The 15,932-nt window shown below is 50.1% G+C and carries 15 protein-coding genes; 11 read left to right on the plus strand and 4 right to left on the minus strand.

From position 1 onward, the window contains the following. The first annotated feature begins 356 nt into the window (after positions 1-356). The 3 genes from H6F72_RS08270 (at position 357) to H6F72_RS08280 (ending at position 3,834) form a co-directional block, all read left to right on the plus strand. Positions 357-764 carry a phosphomannose isomerase type II C-terminal cupin domain gene (locus H6F72_RS08270; RefSeq protein ID WP_190433610.1) on the plus strand — a complete coding sequence of 136 codons (408 nt, stop codon included), beginning with the start codon at positions 357-359 and terminating at the stop codon, positions 762-764. 97 nt (positions 765-861) lie between these two features. Beyond that, positions 862-2,334 carry a TldD/PmbA family protein gene (locus H6F72_RS08275; protein ID WP_190433612.1) on the plus strand — a complete coding sequence of 491 codons (1,473 nt, stop codon included), beginning with the start codon at positions 862-864 and terminating at the stop codon, positions 2,332-2,334. Between the two features lie 159 nt (positions 2,335-2,493). Further along, entirely contained in the window at positions 2,494-3,834 is a 1,341-nt protein-coding gene (locus H6F72_RS08280) for a TldD/PmbA family protein (RefSeq protein ID WP_190433614.1), read from the plus strand. Positions 3,835-3,946: 112 nt separating this feature from the next. On the opposite strand, the gene prfB is transcribed toward H6F72_RS08280, so the two are convergent. Together prfB and H6F72_RS08290 are read right to left on the minus strand one after the other, a co-directional pair. After that, positions 3,947-5,069 (minus strand): peptide chain release factor 2 gene (gene prfB, locus H6F72_RS08285; RefSeq protein ID WP_190433617.1). Its coding sequence is split into 2 segments (ribosomal slippage): positions 3,947-4,996 and positions 4,998-5,069, totalling 1,122 coding nucleotides; the frame shifts between segments, so codons are not numbered across the junction. 207 nt (positions 5,070-5,276) lie between these two features. Continuing rightward, positions 5,277-6,005: a Bax inhibitor-1 family protein gene (locus H6F72_RS08290; RefSeq protein WP_190433618.1), complete on the minus strand. Its 729-nt coding sequence runs from the start codon at positions 6,003-6,005 to the stop codon at positions 5,277-5,279. A gap of 289 nt (positions 6,006-6,294) precedes the next feature. On the opposite strand from H6F72_RS08290, the gene H6F72_RS08295 reads away from it, so the two are divergent. Continuing rightward, the gene (locus tag H6F72_RS08295; RefSeq protein ID WP_190433620.1) at positions 6,295-7,077 is read left to right on the plus strand and encodes an RNA polymerase sigma factor SigF; all 783 of its coding nucleotides are present in this window, start codon (positions 6,295-6,297) and stop codon (positions 7,075-7,077) included. A 9-nt stretch (positions 7,078-7,086) separates the two neighbouring features. Here the strand turns inward: H6F72_RS08295 and H6F72_RS08300 are convergent, their stop codons facing one another. Next, positions 7,087-7,368 carry a hypothetical protein gene (locus tag H6F72_RS08300; protein ID WP_190433622.1) on the minus strand — a complete coding sequence of 94 codons (282 nt, stop codon included), beginning with the start codon at positions 7,366-7,368 and terminating at the stop codon, positions 7,087-7,089. 163 nt (positions 7,369-7,531) lie between these two features. Here H6F72_RS08300 and H6F72_RS08305 point away from each other — a divergent pair, with 163 nt between their 5' ends. The 7 genes from H6F72_RS08305 (at position 7,532) to H6F72_RS08340 (ending at position 14,625) form a co-directional block, all read left to right on the plus strand. Then, positions 7,532-9,574 (plus strand): DUF3352 domain-containing protein, encoded by a 2,043-nt coding sequence (locus H6F72_RS08305; RefSeq protein WP_370527465.1) that lies wholly within the window; start codon positions 7,532-7,534, stop codon positions 9,572-9,574. A gap of 14 nt (positions 9,575-9,588) precedes the next feature. After that, positions 9,589-10,773 (plus strand): M20 family metallopeptidase, encoded by a 1,185-nt coding sequence (locus H6F72_RS08310; protein ID WP_190433626.1) that lies wholly within the window; start codon positions 9,589-9,591, stop codon positions 10,771-10,773. A gap of 139 nt (positions 10,774-10,912) precedes the next feature. Then, a complete protein-coding gene (locus H6F72_RS08315) occupies positions 10,913-11,167 on the plus strand; it encodes a hypothetical protein (RefSeq protein WP_190433628.1) in 255 nt (84 codons plus the stop codon). Between the two features lie 203 nt (positions 11,168-11,370). Beyond that, a complete protein-coding gene (locus H6F72_RS08320) occupies positions 11,371-11,775 on the plus strand; it encodes an NIL domain-containing protein (protein WP_190433629.1) in 405 nt (134 codons plus the stop codon). A 28-nt stretch (positions 11,776-11,803) separates the two neighbouring features. Continuing rightward, positions 11,804-12,229 carry a hypothetical protein gene (locus tag H6F72_RS08325; RefSeq protein ID WP_190433631.1) on the plus strand — a complete coding sequence of 142 codons (426 nt, stop codon included), beginning with the start codon at positions 11,804-11,806 and terminating at the stop codon, positions 12,227-12,229. Between the two features lie 423 nt (positions 12,230-12,652). Continuing rightward, positions 12,653-13,504 (plus strand): peptidoglycan-binding protein, encoded by an 852-nt coding sequence (locus H6F72_RS29660; protein ID WP_199298967.1) that lies wholly within the window; start codon positions 12,653-12,655, stop codon positions 13,502-13,504. A 362-nt stretch (positions 13,505-13,866) separates the two neighbouring features. Further along, entirely contained in the window at positions 13,867-14,625 is a 759-nt protein-coding gene (locus H6F72_RS08340; RefSeq protein WP_190433634.1) for a hypothetical protein, read from the plus strand. 93 nt (positions 14,626-14,718) lie between these two features. Here H6F72_RS08340 and H6F72_RS08345 read toward each other — a convergent pair whose 3' ends face one another. Beyond that, positions 14,719-15,930 carry an aspartate aminotransferase gene (locus tag H6F72_RS08345; RefSeq protein WP_190433636.1) on the minus strand — a complete coding sequence of 404 codons (1,212 nt, stop codon included), beginning with the start codon at positions 15,928-15,930 and terminating at the stop codon, positions 14,719-14,721. Between the last annotated feature and the right edge of the window lie 2 nt (positions 15,931-15,932).

Here is a 15,932-nt window from a genome sequence, read left to right on the forward strand (position 1 = left end):
CTAGAACAAATGCGATAAGTTCAGTACCAGGAGTATTCACCAACCTAACCAGATTGGTGAATACTCCTGGATCAACACAGCTAGTTTCAGTGTTATTACTGTTTTCCTACTGTGATCTATTTTTTCGTTCGCTCGGGTGATGACACGCCTATAAACCTGTGACTGTAATCGTCCGGAGACGTGATAAAGATTGGGTAAAGATGTGACTGACCTCACCCCGCCAAGCAAATTAGGCGTTAATTCAGTCACGAGATGATTGGAACCTGAGCGGGTCTGAGGTAAATTTTGAATAATTCCAACGTCGTCCATCTGAGCCAGTCACAAAGATCCAGCCACAAAGATAGGGAGAGCCGCCGATGAGCAGTAACCAAAATAACGAGCAAACTCCCACCACACCCCTGTTGGCAAACCAGTTGGCCAATACTGCCACCACCCGCATGCGGAATTGGGGTACAGTCACCGCCCTAGAAGAAGGCAAGTGCTACCGCATCAATCGGATTGAGCTACAGCCAGGGCACCACATCAGCACCCAAATGCACTACCACCGCAGCGAGCACTGGATCGTGGTTTCTGGGACGGCCAAGGTAATCTGTGACGGCCAAGAAAAAATTCTGATTGAAAAGCAATCCACTTATGTGCCGATGTGCATGCCGCACCGAGTTGAGAATCCAGGCGTGATTCCGCTGGTGATGATTGAAGTGCAGAATGGCGAATACTTAGGAGAAGACGACATTATCCGCTTTGGGGATGCCGAAGAAGGATAAACGTTAGCAATCATCAGGCTTCTAGCGATTTGTTAGACTGAAACCAATAGGCTTGTCAGTCAACTTTCTGTAAGGACGCCCGCAGATGACGTTATCGATGCCTCCAAAGACTTTGTTGCTCTCTAAAGAATTACCCACCCTCCAATACAACTCCACCCGCGATCGCTTTGATGAAACCTGGCAAGCTCCCCTCTCCACACTGTTAGGGCTAGGACGAGCAGCGGGCGCTGATTTTATCGAATTTTTCTTGGAGCGCACCAACTACATCAGTTGCTTGGCAGAAGATGACGGCATCAGCAGCATTGCCCCGCGCTTATCCACAGGGGCAGGCGTGCGTGTGTTTCGAGGTAAAGCAGACTGTTACGTCAGCACCAACGATCTCACTTTTGCTGGACTGAAAGCGGCTCTGGAAAAAGGCTTATCTATTCTGGGTTTGCACTTGCCTGCCCCTAGTGCCTTTGTCCCCGAAATCAACTTAGAGCTACTGCGCGACTACGCCACCAAAAAAGGCAAAGAAGATTGGCTCAGTGGTTGCAGCTCCATGAGAGAGATGGGCGACATTCTCTTAGCGGCTAATGCTCAATTGCAAACCAAAGCTACTCACGTCCAGTCTCGACGGGCCGCTTACTTCCGCGATTGGCAAGAAGTGTTAGTTGCAGCTAGTGACGGCACTTTCGCGCGAGACATCCGCCTGACTCAATCGGTGGGTTACAGTTTGCTCTGTGCCGATGGCGCTAACCGTTCTTCTATCAGCCAGCGAGTCGGAGACACCAGCAACCCTGACTTCCTACGAGGTTGGGACTACGCCGCTACCGCCGCAGATGTCGCAGAATCCGCAGGCAAGATGCTCTACGCCGACTATGTAGAATCGGGCACCTACCCAATCATCATGGCGAACAAGTTTGGCGGCGTGATCTTCCACGAAGCTTGCGGCCACTTGCTAGAGACCACTCAGATTGAGCGAAAGACCACGCCCTTTATCGACAAAAAAGGCGAAAAGATTGCCCACGAAAGCTTGACCGCTTGGGACGAAGGGCTGTCTACCGATGAGTTCGGCACCATCGACATGGATGACGAAGGCATGCCTGCTCAACGGACGCTGTTGATTGAAAACGGCATCCTGAAGAACTTCTTGAGCGATCGCACAGGTTCTATCCGCACAGGCCATCCCCGCACAGGCAGCGGTCGTCGCCAAAGCTATACTCACGCGGCGGCATCCCGGATGCGGAACACTTACATCGCCCCTGGTGAGCACTCCGTTGAAGATCTATTTGCCTCGATCGACAAAGGGATCTATTGCAAGAAGATGGGCGGCGGTAGCGTCGGCCCCACCGGACAATTCAACTTTTCAGTAGATGAAGCCTACTTAATTGAAAATGGCAAAGTCACCAAGCCTCTTAAGGGCGCAACTCTGATTGGTGAAGCCAAGGAAATCATGAACAAGATCTCCATGTGCTCTCAAGATTTAGGCTTGGCAGCAGGCTTCTGCGGTTCGGTCAGTGGCAGCATCTACGTCACCGTCGGCCAACCCCACATCAAGGTGGATTCGATCACGGTGGGTGGTCGTTAGGAGATCCCCTGAAGACCTAACCCCCAGCCCCTTCCCTGGTAGGGAAGGGGAGCTAGATTTAAAGCCCCTCGCCTCGCAGGAGAGGGTTTTTGGGAGAGGTCTACGAGGACTCAATACAAGATTTTTGCAAAGACATACATTAGCCAGTAAGACTGCAATATGCCGAATATTCAAGAACTAGCGACTTACGCCAAAGAAAGCGCCACAAAACTTGGTATCCAAAAATTTGATATTTATGGTTCCTCAGTGGATGAAACCAGCGCTCAGGTAGACCAGGGAGAACCGAAGCAGGTTAAGGCATCGAATCGTTCTAGTGTCACGGTGCGGGTGTGGAATGAAGAACACCGAGTGGGAATTACCTCTACCACGGATGTTGATCCGGCGGGTGTGGAGTTGGCGCTGAAAACCGCTTACGAAGCTAGTTTCTTTGGCGCTAAAGAGCATGTGCCTGACTTTAGCCCTGAAGCGACCGCTCCAATTCCCGAAACCTCTCACGAGAAGACTCCCCAAGCTCCAGTTTCAACGCTGATTGAGACGTTAGTGAAGGCGGAAAAAGAATTACTGGAGGCCCATCCGGCGATCGCTGGGGTTCCCTACAATGGTATGGCCCAGCGAGATTTCGATCGCTTCTACCTCAACAGTGAAGGAGCACAGCGGTATGAGGGCGGCTCCTATGCCTCGGTGTATCTCTACAGCAAAACCGAGGAAGAAGGCAGAAAGCCACGTAGTGCCGGGGCGTTTAGGGTAGGTCATGGTTTCCCAGAGTTAGATGTGCAAGCTTGCGTGCAGGAAGCTGCCGAGAAAACCATCAGCCACTTGAACTACAACAAAATTCAGTCGGGTAAATACTTGGTAGCGTTCTCTCCAGAAGCGTTTTTGAGCTTGTTGGGAGCGTTCTCCAACCTGTACAACGCCCAAAGTATCCTCGACAAACAAAGTCTTTCTACTCCCGAATCTCTGGGCACCCAAATTGCTTCACCCTTACTATCGGTCTGTGATGACCCACATCATCCCGGCAACATTGGCGCGGAGATGTTTGATGGCGAAGGCACCCCAACTCGTAAAGTCTCCCTAATTACCGAAGGTGTTTTGAGTGGTTTCCTCCACAGCGCCGGAACTGCCAAGCGCATGAATGCTCAGCCCACAGGCAACGCCAACATGGGCGCGAAAATTACGGTGGGGCCACACTATTACCACGTTGCTGCTGGTCAATCAACGGACAATACCTATAACCTCGACACTGTAGAAAACGTTGTTTTGATTGATGATTTGCAAGCCCTCCATGCAGGAGTACAATCCTTGCAAGGCTCATTCTCACTACCATTCGACGGTTGGGTTGTGAACAAAGGCGATCGCGTCAGTGTGGAATCGGCCACCGTAGCTGGAGATTTCTTGGAACTGCTCAAGGCAATCGCTTATGTGGAGCCAGAAGCCGAAGTGACTCCCGGTGGGATCTCTCCTCGGATTTGGGTCGATGGTCTCGCGATTACAGGCGAATAGCCACAACACTTGAGGGCGAAGTATTCGTATAAAAACACAGGTTGGCTGATGAGCCTGTTTACGAATGCTTCGCCCTGACAAACAGCTAGCTCCCTGCCCCCGGCATGGAACTCTAAGCGGACTGGCTCTCAACAAGTTGATTGTCTTGGCGTAGACAAGCTTGGATGAAAAAGTCTAACTCGCCATTCATCACATCTGCGATCGCCGTAGTCTCCACCCCAGTTCGCAGATCTTTCACCAACTGGTAGGGATGGAAGACATAGTTACGAATTTGGTTGCCCCAAGCAGCTTCCACCATATCTCCGCGAATGTCAGCAATCTCTTTAGCTCGTTGCTCTTGAGCAATAATCAGCAATTTCGCCTTCAAGATTACCAAGGCTTTTTCTTTGTTCTGGAGCTGCGATCGCTCCTGAGTACAGCGCACTGCAATGCCCGTAGGAATATGGGTAATCCGAACCGCCGTTTCTACCTTGTTGACGTTTTGCCCGCCCTTACCCCCTGCTCGTGAGGTCGTAATTTCCAGGTCTTTCTCTGGAATCTCTAGGTTTACAGAGCTGTCAATCATCGGCATTACTTCCACCCCAGCAAAACTGGTTTGCCGCTTGTCATTAGCATTAAAGGGAGAAATACGAACGAGGCGATGGGTTCCCTTCTCGACTTTGAGGTAGCCGTAGGCGTATTTGCCATCCACTTCTAGCGTGACTGACTTAATCCCCGCTTCATCCCCTTCCGAGATTTCTGCCAGATGTACTTTATAGCCGTGGTCTTCGCCCCAACGGGTATACATCCTTAACAGCATTTCAGCCCAGTCTTGAGCATCCGTACCTCCAGCTCCCGCATTGATTGTCAAGACGGCACCCTTGGAGTCGTAGGGGCCAGAGAGCAACTGTTGCAACTCCCACTGATCGAGTTCGCGGCTCAGTTGGGAAACATTGGTCTGGGCCTCTTGCAGTAATGCTTCATCTGCCTCTAACTCCAGCAACTCCAAGATGGCTCTCGTATCTTCTAAGCTAGTTTTCCACTGTCCTAGCTGATCTAAATGAGATTTGAGGTCGTTTAACTCTTGCAGGGTTTTTTGCGCCTGAGTTTGGTCATCCCAAAAGTCTGATTGGGCCGCAATTTGTTCTAAATCTTGAATTTTGGCATTTAAGGCTGGAACGTCAAAGATAGTCCTGGGTTTTACCCAGGCGCTCAGACAACGTTTCAACTTCGCGTTTAATCTCTAGTGCATCCATAGACAGTAACTGTTAGCTCCTAAGCCACAAAAGGTTGCATAGTTCATCTTAGCGAGAGTCAGCGATCGCATTCATTGTTTAGCTCTGATTCCACTCCACTATGCCCCAATTCATATGATGCTTAAAAAAAAGCTGTGGCCCGAAAGACCACAGCTTTGCATAATTTAGACAATTGATTTTGCCAACGCTCTCAGAAGCACCGCAGTCTTAATTGCGGCTGTTGATCGCAATTAGCAATCTCAGAATGAAAACAAACAAGTTGATGTAGGTCAGATACATCGACAAAGCTGCGGGCAAATACTGATCATCCCGGTAGGTGCGGGGTAGAACATAGAAGTCTACAACTGCCACCCCAGCAAACAGCAACACGCCAAGCCCAGAAATAGCGATTTCGAGCCAAGTTGGCGTATAGATACCGAAGAAGCTACAAAGCAGCTGCCCCACTAAAACTACCAGCAAAGCGATAACGCCAAGGCGGACAGTTTGAGCTAGGGCCATGCCATCCTGCTCGGACAAGTTGGAGCCAATTTGCCGAGCCGCGATAAAGGTAACCCCACAGCCTAACGCCGCAAAGCCCATGCCTGGCAAACCAACACCAGGTGTCCCTAAGGCCACCGCTACCAACCCAGTCAAGGTATAACCTGACAGCAAGCTGTAGGTTGCGAGTAGTGGCAAGGCAACACCATTCTGCCCCCTCTCTGCAACTCCACTCGCAACGAAAAATAGAATCAGCTCCAGGATCAGAGCGCCCCAAAAGGTCGGGAAGAAGAGACCTGGATTGGCACTGAAGACCTGTAAGCCCCCATAAGTACCTAGCGCTGTTAAGAGCAACCCTGCCCCTAGGTAAGGCAGAGCATTAGCAATGACATTGGGACCAATTAACGCTTGCGTCTTGGCCTCACGAATGGCATTGCGGAAGTTACTGGTATTGCTCATAAGACTTCCTTGTTATCCACCAACAATAGAGCCCAACTACGCCCATTGTGACGTAGATCTTGGTTTCCCGCAGTTCCTCAGCTTTCAAAGTTAAAAATTTTCTTTGAAGGAAATTAGAAGCAGCCGTACCACAGACTGGGAAAGGAGCACCCTCAAATTTGCGGGGTGACACTTACGTATTTCCGCCGACACCCTCGGGAGCAGCCCCAAGGAGTACCGTGAAACAACGATAGTTCGAGTTGGCTGCTGTAGGGAGAATGAGTTCAACTCTGATGCAAGGCTCTGTGTGATGACTACTCAATCTTCTCCCCGCTCTCAAGTCATGGAACTCCTGGTTGCTTACCACCAGAACCCCTCCGTCTCGCGTCGCAACCAACTCGTCCGCCTTAACGCTGGACTCGTGCGGAAGATTGCTCACCAAGTCAGCCATCAGTGTGCAGAACCCTACGAAGACCTGGAGCAAATCGGCCACCTCGGTCTCATCCGCGCCATCGAGCGCTTCAACCCGTCCCAAGGTTGTGCCTTCAGCTCCTTCGCCGTTCCCTACATTCGCGGTGAAATGCTCCACTTCCTCCGCGATCGCGGCAACACGGTAAAGATTCCCCGTCGCTGGCAAGACTTGCAGAAGGAAGGCCAAAAGGTACGCGAAGCGTTGATGAAAGACTTGGGACGGCAACCCCAGGACGCAGAAGTCGCCACTGAGCTAGGCGTCTCGGTCAACGAGTGGAGAGAAATCAAACTTGCAGGCAAAAATCGCTCCTTACTGAGCTTGGATGCCACGGTTTCGCAGCAAGTAGACTCAACCGTAACATTGGGCGACATGCTCCCCGATGCCCACTACCAAACCTTGCAGTTACTCGAAGAAGACCGTCAGCAGTTACAGAGAGCGCTGAGCCAGCTAGAGGACAAGACAAGAGCCGCGATCGAGCTTGTTTACTTCAGCGACTTGTCCCGCAAAGAAGTTGCAGAGCGGATTGAGGTCAGCCCGATGACAGTGACCCGCCGCATTCAGAGAGGCATCCAGCAGATGGTGGCCTATCTCCAGCCTCAAGAATTACAAAGCGATCTTTAACTTCAGGATTTAGTAGAAGCAGGTCAAGCTCCAATATTCATCGCAGCTAATTTTCTCGTCTTCTAGTAGGGTACCTAGCACATCTAGTAAGGCTTGAATCGCGACTTCGCGGTCAATAAAGTGACGTCCTGCTACCAAGGCAGCCGCAAAGCTGTTATAGGTCTCTCCTTCATTCATGCCACCCGGTACACTGGGGTGATGGGCATCGAACCTGAAGGAATCACCATAAGGGATGACCTCAAGGAGCCAGCCATGATAAGGCATCCGGTTCGGCTCGCTCTTCAACATCATAATCGTCTCCAGCAATCTCGTTATTCAGTACCAGGTGTTCAGCCGTAAATTTTGGCTGATGGTGTCATTATTCCCACCTGAACTGCCAGAAGAACCAGTCAAACCTGGAGTTGAACCTAGATTGCTAAACCTACAGGAATAGGCTAGTCTGTGAACAAAAAAGGTGGAGAGAACTTTGCTACATCGTTTCGCATTACCACTTCTTGCACTTCTAGCAACGAGTCCAAGTTATGTAATCGCGCAACCCAGTTCCCCATCTAACGTTGCTAAATCTTCCTCACTCACTGCTACGTTGCCAGCTAATGTTGCGGGTGTAGTATTTGTCAACACCAATACTGAGGCTTGGACCACACTGACACAGTTTCAGTTGTTTTCCCAAGCTAGACCTTTTCTAGCCGGACTGCCCGCTCTTTTTCTAGGTCTAGACTTAACCACAGATGTACAGCCTTGGCTAGGTGAGCGAGTGGCGATCGCTCTCATGCCCTTTACGGGTTCAGAAAAGAACTCCGACGACCGCTTAGAAAATAGCTCGGGACTTCTTAACGCAAACCATGCGCTTTTGTTAGCCCCAGTTAAAGACACTCAGCTTTTGAATGCTTTTTTGACAAAGCTCAAGGCATCCCGAAGCCAGCCTCCGATCGAGCGTCAATATAAAGGAGTTACCGTTTGGGAGTGGCCTGCGGAAAAGCCAGCGCAGTGCGACAGTGCCTCACCAAACCAGCCAGGCTGCGAGTCAGCTCCAGAAACTGAATCAGAGCCTGAAACCACACCTCAAGCACCCTCTGAAGAAGAAATTCAGCCGACTGAACCAACGACTCAGACTTCGATAGGCAAGCCACAGGCATTTTCCAAACTCAAAGCTGTCGGTTCTACGCCTACTTTACCTTTACCTCCCATTCCCGGAGGGGGACTCTCGGTTCCCTCCATTCCTAGTCCTCAGGCAGGTTTAGCGATCGCTGTCTTGCCTGGTTACTTGGTGACAGCTACCACTCCAGGCCCCATCGAACAATTAATTGATGCCCGCCGCAGCAAGAGCCCAGCGTTAGCAGCGAATCCGCAGTTTCAGCGCACAATGCAGCATCCCCAGTTTCAGCGATCGCTGCTGGTAGCTTACGGCAACATCGCCGAGATTGCTCGCTTCCCTCAACCCCAATTTCCGATTCCCACAACGCCTCCCCCTGAAGAACCTACTTCTCCCCAGCCGCAAACTTCTCTGCCTCGTAAATTAAAAGCAGATTCTCAGCCACCCAGCCCAGTGCCAATGGAAAGCCTGACGGTTGGCCTAGAACGCTTAGCCCAAGATTACAGCACCGTTGATGGCTATGTATGGTTGCAGCCAGAAGGCATTCACACCCAAATTAGTACCTACTACAAAACGCCACAACCCACCAAGGCTGATGTTTTGACTCCCAATGCCGAGCAGATTCTAACGCGGATGCCAGGGGCCACTTATCTCGCCAGCACTAGCCGGAATCTCAAGCAGCAATGGCAATCCTTCGTAGACATTACTCAAGCGGAACCAACCCTACAACCAGCTTTACAACTCATTCGCGATGGAATTCGGACCTTTAGTGGTTTGAATTTGGAACGCGATTGGTTGCCCTGGATGGATGGGGAATATGCAGCGTTTTTGTTCCCCGACAATCAAGGCCCCTTCAGCCGCCTCTATCCCAACTTGGACCTGGGCTTGGGTTTGGTGATGCAAACCAGCGATCGCCCTGCCGCTGAAGCCGCTCTGACAAAGTTTGACCAGTTCATCAAATCGCAGTCTGGTGGCGCTTTGAACATTGCGACCCGTAGCATTCAAGGCCAACCCGTCACCAGTTGGGAATTTGCAGAAGCAGGCGATCGCCAAAGTTTCTTCGCCCATAGTTGGGTGGATCAAGATACGTTAGTGGTCACAACTGGACTCGGTCCCATGAAGGCGCTCAACCCTAAACCGTACCTACCACTTAACCAAAATCGCACCTTCAAAACCGCTACCGACTCTTTTTTACGTCCCAACCAAGGCTATTTTTATACGAACATGGGAGCTTCCCTATCGTTTATCTACGGCCTATTTCAGCCTTATAGCAACGCCCCAGAGATGAGAGAAGTCAAGCGCTGGCTCGGCACAGTTTATAGCATTAGTGCTTCTAATTCTGCTACACCAGAAAAGCAACAGTTTGATAGTCTACTCGTTCTGGCACCAACCAGAAAGCCATAGCAGCGCCCATTGTCATGCTTAGTCAGATTAAAGAGATCGCTCATACCCTTGCCCCACGTTTAATTGAAATTCGTCGCCATCTGCACAGTCATCCAGAACTAAGCGGCCAGGAATATCAAACGGCTGCTTATGTAGCGGGTGTCCTTTCCTCCTGCGGGTTGCATGTGCAAGAAGCAGTAGGCAAAGTTGGAGTCGTAGGTGAACTGCCAAATCAAGGCACCGACCCACGGTTGCTCGCGATCCGGACAGATATGGATGCCCTGCCAATCCAGGAGCGAACTGGTCTAGAATTTGCTTCGCGACAGCCTGGGATTATGCACGCCTGCGGCCATGATATCCACACCACGGTGGGTTTGGGTACAGCCATGGTGTTATCCCAACTCAACGGCGCTTTACCAGGCCCGGTGCGTTTTCTGTTCCAGCCCGCCGAAGAAATTGCCCAAGGGGCAGGTTGGATGGTAGCAGATGGCGTCATGGATCAAGTCACAGCGATTTTATCCGTTCATGTCTTTCCGTCGATTCCCGCTGGTTCTGTCGGCATCCGCTATGGAGCCCTGACTGCGGCGGCTGATGATTTAGAAATTTTGATTGTGGGTGAGTCGGGTCATGGGGCGCGCCCCCACGAAGCGATCGATGCGGTTTGGATTGCGGCTCAAGTCGTGACTAACTTGCAACAAGCCATTAGCCGTACCCAAAATCCCCTCCGTCCCGTGGTTTTGACGTTTGGGCAGATTAATGGGGGACGGGCTCCTAATGTGATTGCTGACCAAGTGCGTCTTCAAGGAACTGTGCGATCGCTCCATCCTGAAACTCGCAGCAATCTGCCCGAATGGATTGAGCAAATTGTCGCCAATGTTTGCCAAACCTATGGTGCCAAATACGAGCTGCACTATCGTCGGGGAGTGCCTTCAGTCCAGAATGATCCAGCCTTGACCCAGTTGCTAGAAGCAGCGGCTCATGAAGCTTGGGGGAGCGATCGCGTACAGATTTTACTAGAGCCTTCCTTAGGCTCCGAAGATTTCTCTCTTTATTTAGAACATGCTCCTGGCAGCATGTTTCGCTTGGGTGTGGGCTATCCCGATAAATTCAATTACCCATTACACCATCCTCAATTTGAGGTGGATGAGTCGGCAATTTTAACCGGAGTTGTTACTCTAGCCCATGCTGTTTACAAGTACTGGCAACGAGAGCATCGTTAGGACGGGAACGGCCTTGGCTAACACTCCAACCATGCTCAACCAACCTCAATCAGGTGAGCATTCTGCCCTACGAGAGATCAACTAGGAGAAAAGCTTAGCTAAATTGGCTGGTAAGGCAGAATTGAGAAGAATTAAATTCATGGCTTCACCTACACCCTTAAAAGGTACAGATCTGATTGACTGTGCCAAAGCGAATGCCAAACAAGGAGTTGAAACTGCTGCTTATTTCTGCGGCTATGGCAGTGATTTGAATACATTTGAACAGGAATTGCACCAAGCCTGCCAAGACATTGGGGTGAATATTAACGAGCTGAGCGATCTGATTACAGATCAACAACAGCTAATCCAGTTCGCAGGCACTGAGGTCTCCCCTGATAGTCCCTCATCTTTATAAAGTACTAGGCTGTCTGATTTAGGTCTTGCAACAGCCCTCTCTGTTAGATTGAGCACAACACAATTGTAGGGGTACCTCCGGTAGGTGCCCTTTTGTATTGAGTAGGGCCAAGATAGGTTCCTTGCAATTCTCTACTTGGGGCGCTGATAGAGAAATCTATAATAAAGGTCAGTACAACGAAGCAACCTTTATGAGCGCCTGCTGTGAAAAAACGGGTAACTCTGACCTTTCCTAAACGTTCTGTGCAAATGCCTGTCACTTATCGGCTGGCCAAAGACTTTAATGTTGCCGCTAATATTATCCGCGCTCAAGTTGCCCCTAATCAGATTGGCAAGCTCGTTGTGGAGTTGTCTGGGGATATTGATCAGTTGGATGCAGCCATTGACTGGATGCGATCGCAAGACATTGGCGTTTCCTTAGCAAGTCGAGAACTGCTGATTGACGAAGATGTTTGTGTGCATTGTGGTCTCTGCACTGGCATTTGTCCCACCGAAGCCTTGACCCTCGATCCGCAATCTTTCCGACTTACTTTCACTCGATCGCGCTGCATTGTTTGCGAGCAGTGCATTCCAACGTGCCCAGTTCAAGCGATCTCAACTAATCTGTAAACTAAATGGATGGCAATAAATCGCGTGAATGGCATTGCTGAAAAAACTTCCTTGGCTCTCTCTAGCACTTTTAGTAGTTGCCTACTGTACATGGGGCTGGTTCCTTTACCCATCCCGCAGTTCGGGGTTTGATTGGTTGTTTGCCGCTGCCTTCGCCATCATTGTGGCAGGATTATTGACCGCGCCTGAAAAAAGCCTGCGATCGCGATTTTTCACTTGGTCTGTTTCTAGCATTGGTAGATTTATCCTAGTGCTTTGCGGCTCTGCGCTAACAGCCGTAGTTCTCTACATGGCTAATGTTTTTGTTCATATTTTAGTTACAATTTCTGCTTGTATGTTGGCAAGGCTAGACTTACAAACTGCCGGATTCAAGCAGTTAACCGCCTTCTGGGTCTTATCAGCATTTTCTCTAGTTGGCTTGGGACTGGGCTGGACCTTTCACTATTTCGCGTAAAGTCAAGCAATAGAGCAAGAAAAAAGCAGCCCTTGTAGGCTGCTGGTGTGGTGTGTGAGGAGTAGTTAGCTCCAGATTAAGGGAGTTCGATGGCAACTGCAATTCAGTTACAGTTTTCGATACAATCGCCTGAAACGCCCACAGCTTAAACTTTTCAAAAATTTTGCCTCACAAAACTCTCTCCAGTCACCGGATGGACAATGTAGAAAGCGTCACACGGTACCCCAAGATTAGAGTTGAATTTAACGACACTATGAAAAGCGCTTAACTGTCCTCTTGCCCTACAGCATTCTACGCAGTGGGGCAATTTTGTTTTTAAAGTAGATTGTCAGGTTCCTAGCTGAACCAGATCACACATGAGATAAACTCAGGGGAGTCTGGCATGCGATCGCATGTCACTGAGTTGACAGAGGAGTGAGGTCAATGAAAAGCAGCCTGGATCGAGGCTTAGCGACTCCCAGCATCATTTACACTCCGCTTGTTCGCTGGAGCATCATCAGCCTACTAACGGCTAGCTCAGTCGGTCCCTTCGCATGGATGGCTGAAGCTCAAGAAGCTGCCAACCAAACGCCAACTGGCAGTACATTAACTAGATCTCCAGGGAGCTTGATTAATCGAGCCACCTTAAAACTAGGCACTCAAGGTCGAGACGTTTCTGAGCTACAGGCAACTTTAAGGTTATTGGGCTTCTACGCTGGGGCAGTAGACGGCTTTTATCGCGAAAGTACTGCGATCGCGGTCTCTCGCTTTCAAACAGCAGCAGGGCTTCCTGCGGATGGCATTGTTGGGCCTGCCACCTGGGATCAACTCTTTCCACCAACCGCTAACCTACGTTCGTCTACCATCAACACTATCTCTGCGGCCAATCTTTCCCCTACTACCAACTCTGCTGCGGCCTTTCCCACTCCTAATATCACTAATTCCAGCAACCCAAATCCTGATCGCTCCCCAGCTCTAGCTACTACCAGTCTCAGCAACGCGAAACCCAGTAGCGACTTAGCAGGTAGTAATAGTTCTGCAAGGTCAGTTGTCCCTTCGATCTCCACTGAACCTGAAGCCTCTACGGTAGAGTTACCAGTTTTAAGATTAGGCATGCAAGGCTCCGCAGTTTCTAGACTGCAAGAGCGCTTACAAGCCGCCGGATTTTTTCAAGGAGCCATAGATGGTGCCTTTGGACCAGAAACCCAAAGTGCAGTTCAAGCAGCTCAGCGCCAGTACCAGTTAGAAGCAGATGGTATCGTTGGGCCTGCAACTTGGAGTGCCTTGCTGCGTTAGCTAGTTTTTACTCAAAAGAAACTTGAGCTTTGAAGAAGTAGGGTAACTTTTGTTTCCTACTCTTTCAGCGATCGCGCTATAAAAATCTTCTTTAAAAAGTTAAATAAGCAAGTCAGCCTGGAGGTAGAGCAAATAATCCACTCTTCCGATAGAACTGTTTGTTATTGCAAACCAAGTATCTTTTGTATACAGAGCTCACGTAGAGCTAGTACAAAATACAGACTCAAAAACTTTAGAAGTCATTGTTGAAATCTACTGATTTTAGAGTTCACCCATTAGGTTCTAGTAGTCTCTAGCGATTCAAATATTTCTTTGCTCTTTTTTCTAAAAACCTTTTTTTTGAAAGCGTTCTGGCAATAAAAATGTACAACAGAGATAACCGCGAAACCCACAATTCAGAAGTTCGTCAAGAGACTTATCAAGACGCTCAAGGAAATACTCATACTCGTGTCACTCGCAACGCTGACACCGTTAATACCCGTACACCCACGACAGACGAGGTGTCTTATCGCGATGGCTACGTAAGCGGTCAGGTCACCGAACGGGAATTGCGAGACGGAAATCAGATTGCTCGTGATAACGACAATGCAGCTCGTGGGCTCCTGATCGGCATTATTCTGACCTCTTTGTTGGGCTTAGTTCTTGGCACACTATTTTTCTTGAATCGACGCGAAACTCCTGCGCCTGTAGCACCCATTATTGTGCCGAATCGCTCAGTTGCTCCAGCAGCCAAGCCATCGCCTAGCCCGGTGACCAAAACCGAAACTCGAATCATTGAGCGAGACAGAGTGGTACCTGTTCCTCAGCCACAGGCTCCAGCACCTCAAGCACCTGCTCCCGCTCCCGCTCCAGCACCTACGGTGAACGTAGCACCCGCTCCCGCTCCTGACGTAAACATTACAGTACCCAGCAATCCTGCGCCTGCGCCTACTCAGCCTCAAACTGGAAATGACGCAACATCTACTCAGGGCAGCAGTGGCAGTACAACTGATACCGCACCTAGCACCAACGATCTGAATACGGGAGATCAGTCAGATACTGCACCAACTACAGAGGGCACAAGTACAACTGGCAATGACACAACTAACACTGGTGGCACCTCTGGAACCACTGGCCGTTAAATAGCAAAGCTGAGTTTCAGCGACTAAATTAGTCAATTTTCCGTGGGTCTAGTGAATACTTACTAGACCCACGATTATTTTTGAAGGTAATAATTATTCGGAGTGAGACCCAACGGCTTCGGCTTGATAACGAATGTTAGCTTGTTTCAATCGTTGCAAGGCTTCACCTAGGCGATCGCAATCTGCAATTAAGCTAATGCGAACATATCCTTCGCCGCCAGGACCAAAGGCATTACCTGGGGTCACAACCACACCTGTTTGTTGCAGTACCGACAGAGCAAAGTCAGTAGAGTTTTGCCCTGGTGGACAAGGTACCCAGAGATACATGGTGGCGCGAGTCTTCGGAATGCTCCAACCCAGCTCTTCCAATCCTTGGATCAAGAAATCTCGACGGGTGCGGTAGCGAGCTTGAACTTCGTGCAAGTAAACATCGGGCAGTTGCAAGGCAGTTTCAGCCGCAGATTGTAAGGCCGCAAAGATGCCGTAATCCAGATTGGTTTTTAGCGTTCGCAGTCCTTGAATAATGTGGCGATTGCCCACCACAAAACCAACCCGCCAACCCGCCATATTATAGGTTTTGGACATGGTGTGGAACTCTACCCCAATGTCCTTAGCCCCCGGAATCTCTAGCAAACTGGTGGGCTGATAACCATCAAAGGCGAGTTCCGCATAGCAAAGATCATGGATCAGCAGAATTTCATGCTTGCGGGCGAAAGCGACAATGTCTTCAAAGAACTCACGGGGGGCTGTGGCCGCTGTTGGATTACTGGGGTAGTTGAAGTAAAGGATTTTGGCTTGCTTGGCTACATCATCGGGAATCGCAGCCAAATCGATCAGCCAATCATTTTCTGGCTTCAAGATCAGGTTGTGAATCTTACCCCCAGCAATGAGCGGTCCCCGGAAATGAGCTGGATAAGCCGGGCTGGGAACTAAAACAACATCACCGGGATTGACATAGGCGATCGCTAAGTGAGTCAACCCTTCTTTGGACCCCAGCAACGGCAAAGCTTCTCCGTCGGGGTCAAGGCTAACACCATAACGACGGTGGTACCAGCTGGTGATGGCGCGGCGGAAACTGGCAGTGCCTTCAAAAGGAGGATAACCATGATTGGCTGGGTCCTGTAGAGCCGCGATCGCTGCATCCACGACAGGTTGAGGTGTAGGGCCATCTGGGTTGCCCATTCCCAAATCAATCAAGTCCAGACCCTGTTCGCGAGCACGAGCTTTCAACTCATCTAAGCGGGCAAATACATAGGGAGGGAGCGCACGCAGACGTTCGGCAGGGGTAATCCAATCCAGTTCCATTC

The sequence above is a fragment of the Trichocoleus sp. FACHB-46 genome (genome assembly GCF_014695385.1).
Classification (GTDB): Bacteria; Cyanobacteriota; Cyanobacteriia; order FACHB-46; family FACHB-46; genus Trichocoleus.

Excerpts from the sequence above, each read along its gene's own strand:
- H6F72_RS08290 (WP_190433618.1), bottom strand. The coding sequence starts at position 6,005 with ATGAGCAATACCAGTAACTTCCGCAATGCCATTCGTGAGGCCAAGACG.
- H6F72_RS08275 (WP_190433612.1), top strand. The coding sequence starts at position 862 with ATGCCTCCAAAGACTTTGTTGCTCTCTAAAGAATTACCCACCCTCCAA.
- H6F72_RS08340 (WP_190433634.1), top strand. The coding sequence starts at position 13,867 with ATGTACAACAGAGATAACCGCGAAACCCACAATTCAGAAGTTCGTCAA.
- H6F72_RS08315 (WP_190433628.1), top strand. The coding sequence starts at position 10,913 with ATGGCTTCACCTACACCCTTAAAAGGTACAGATCTGATTGACTGTGCC.
- H6F72_RS08270 (WP_190433610.1), top strand. The coding sequence starts at position 357 with ATGAGCAGTAACCAAAATAACGAGCAAACTCCCACCACACCCCTGTTG.
- H6F72_RS08280 (WP_190433614.1), top strand. The coding sequence starts at position 2,494 with ATGCCGAATATTCAAGAACTAGCGACTTACGCCAAAGAAAGCGCCACA.
- H6F72_RS08345 (WP_190433636.1), bottom strand. The coding sequence starts at position 15,930 with ATGGAACTGGATTGGATTACCCCTGCCGAACGTCTGCGTGCGCTCCCT.
- H6F72_RS29660 (WP_199298967.1), top strand. The coding sequence starts at position 12,653 with ATGAAAAGCAGCCTGGATCGAGGCTTAGCGACTCCCAGCATCATTTAC.
- H6F72_RS08295 (WP_190433620.1), top strand. The coding sequence starts at position 6,295 with ATGACTACTCAATCTTCTCCCCGCTCTCAAGTCATGGAACTCCTGGTT.
- H6F72_RS08310 (WP_190433626.1), top strand. The coding sequence starts at position 9,589 with ATGCTTAGTCAGATTAAAGAGATCGCTCATACCCTTGCCCCACGTTTA.
- H6F72_RS08325 (WP_190433631.1), top strand. The coding sequence starts at position 11,804 with ATGGCATTGCTGAAAAAACTTCCTTGGCTCTCTCTAGCACTTTTAGTA.
- H6F72_RS08300 (WP_190433622.1), bottom strand. The coding sequence starts at position 7,368 with ATGATGTTGAAGAGCGAGCCGAACCGGATGCCTTATCATGGCTGGCTC.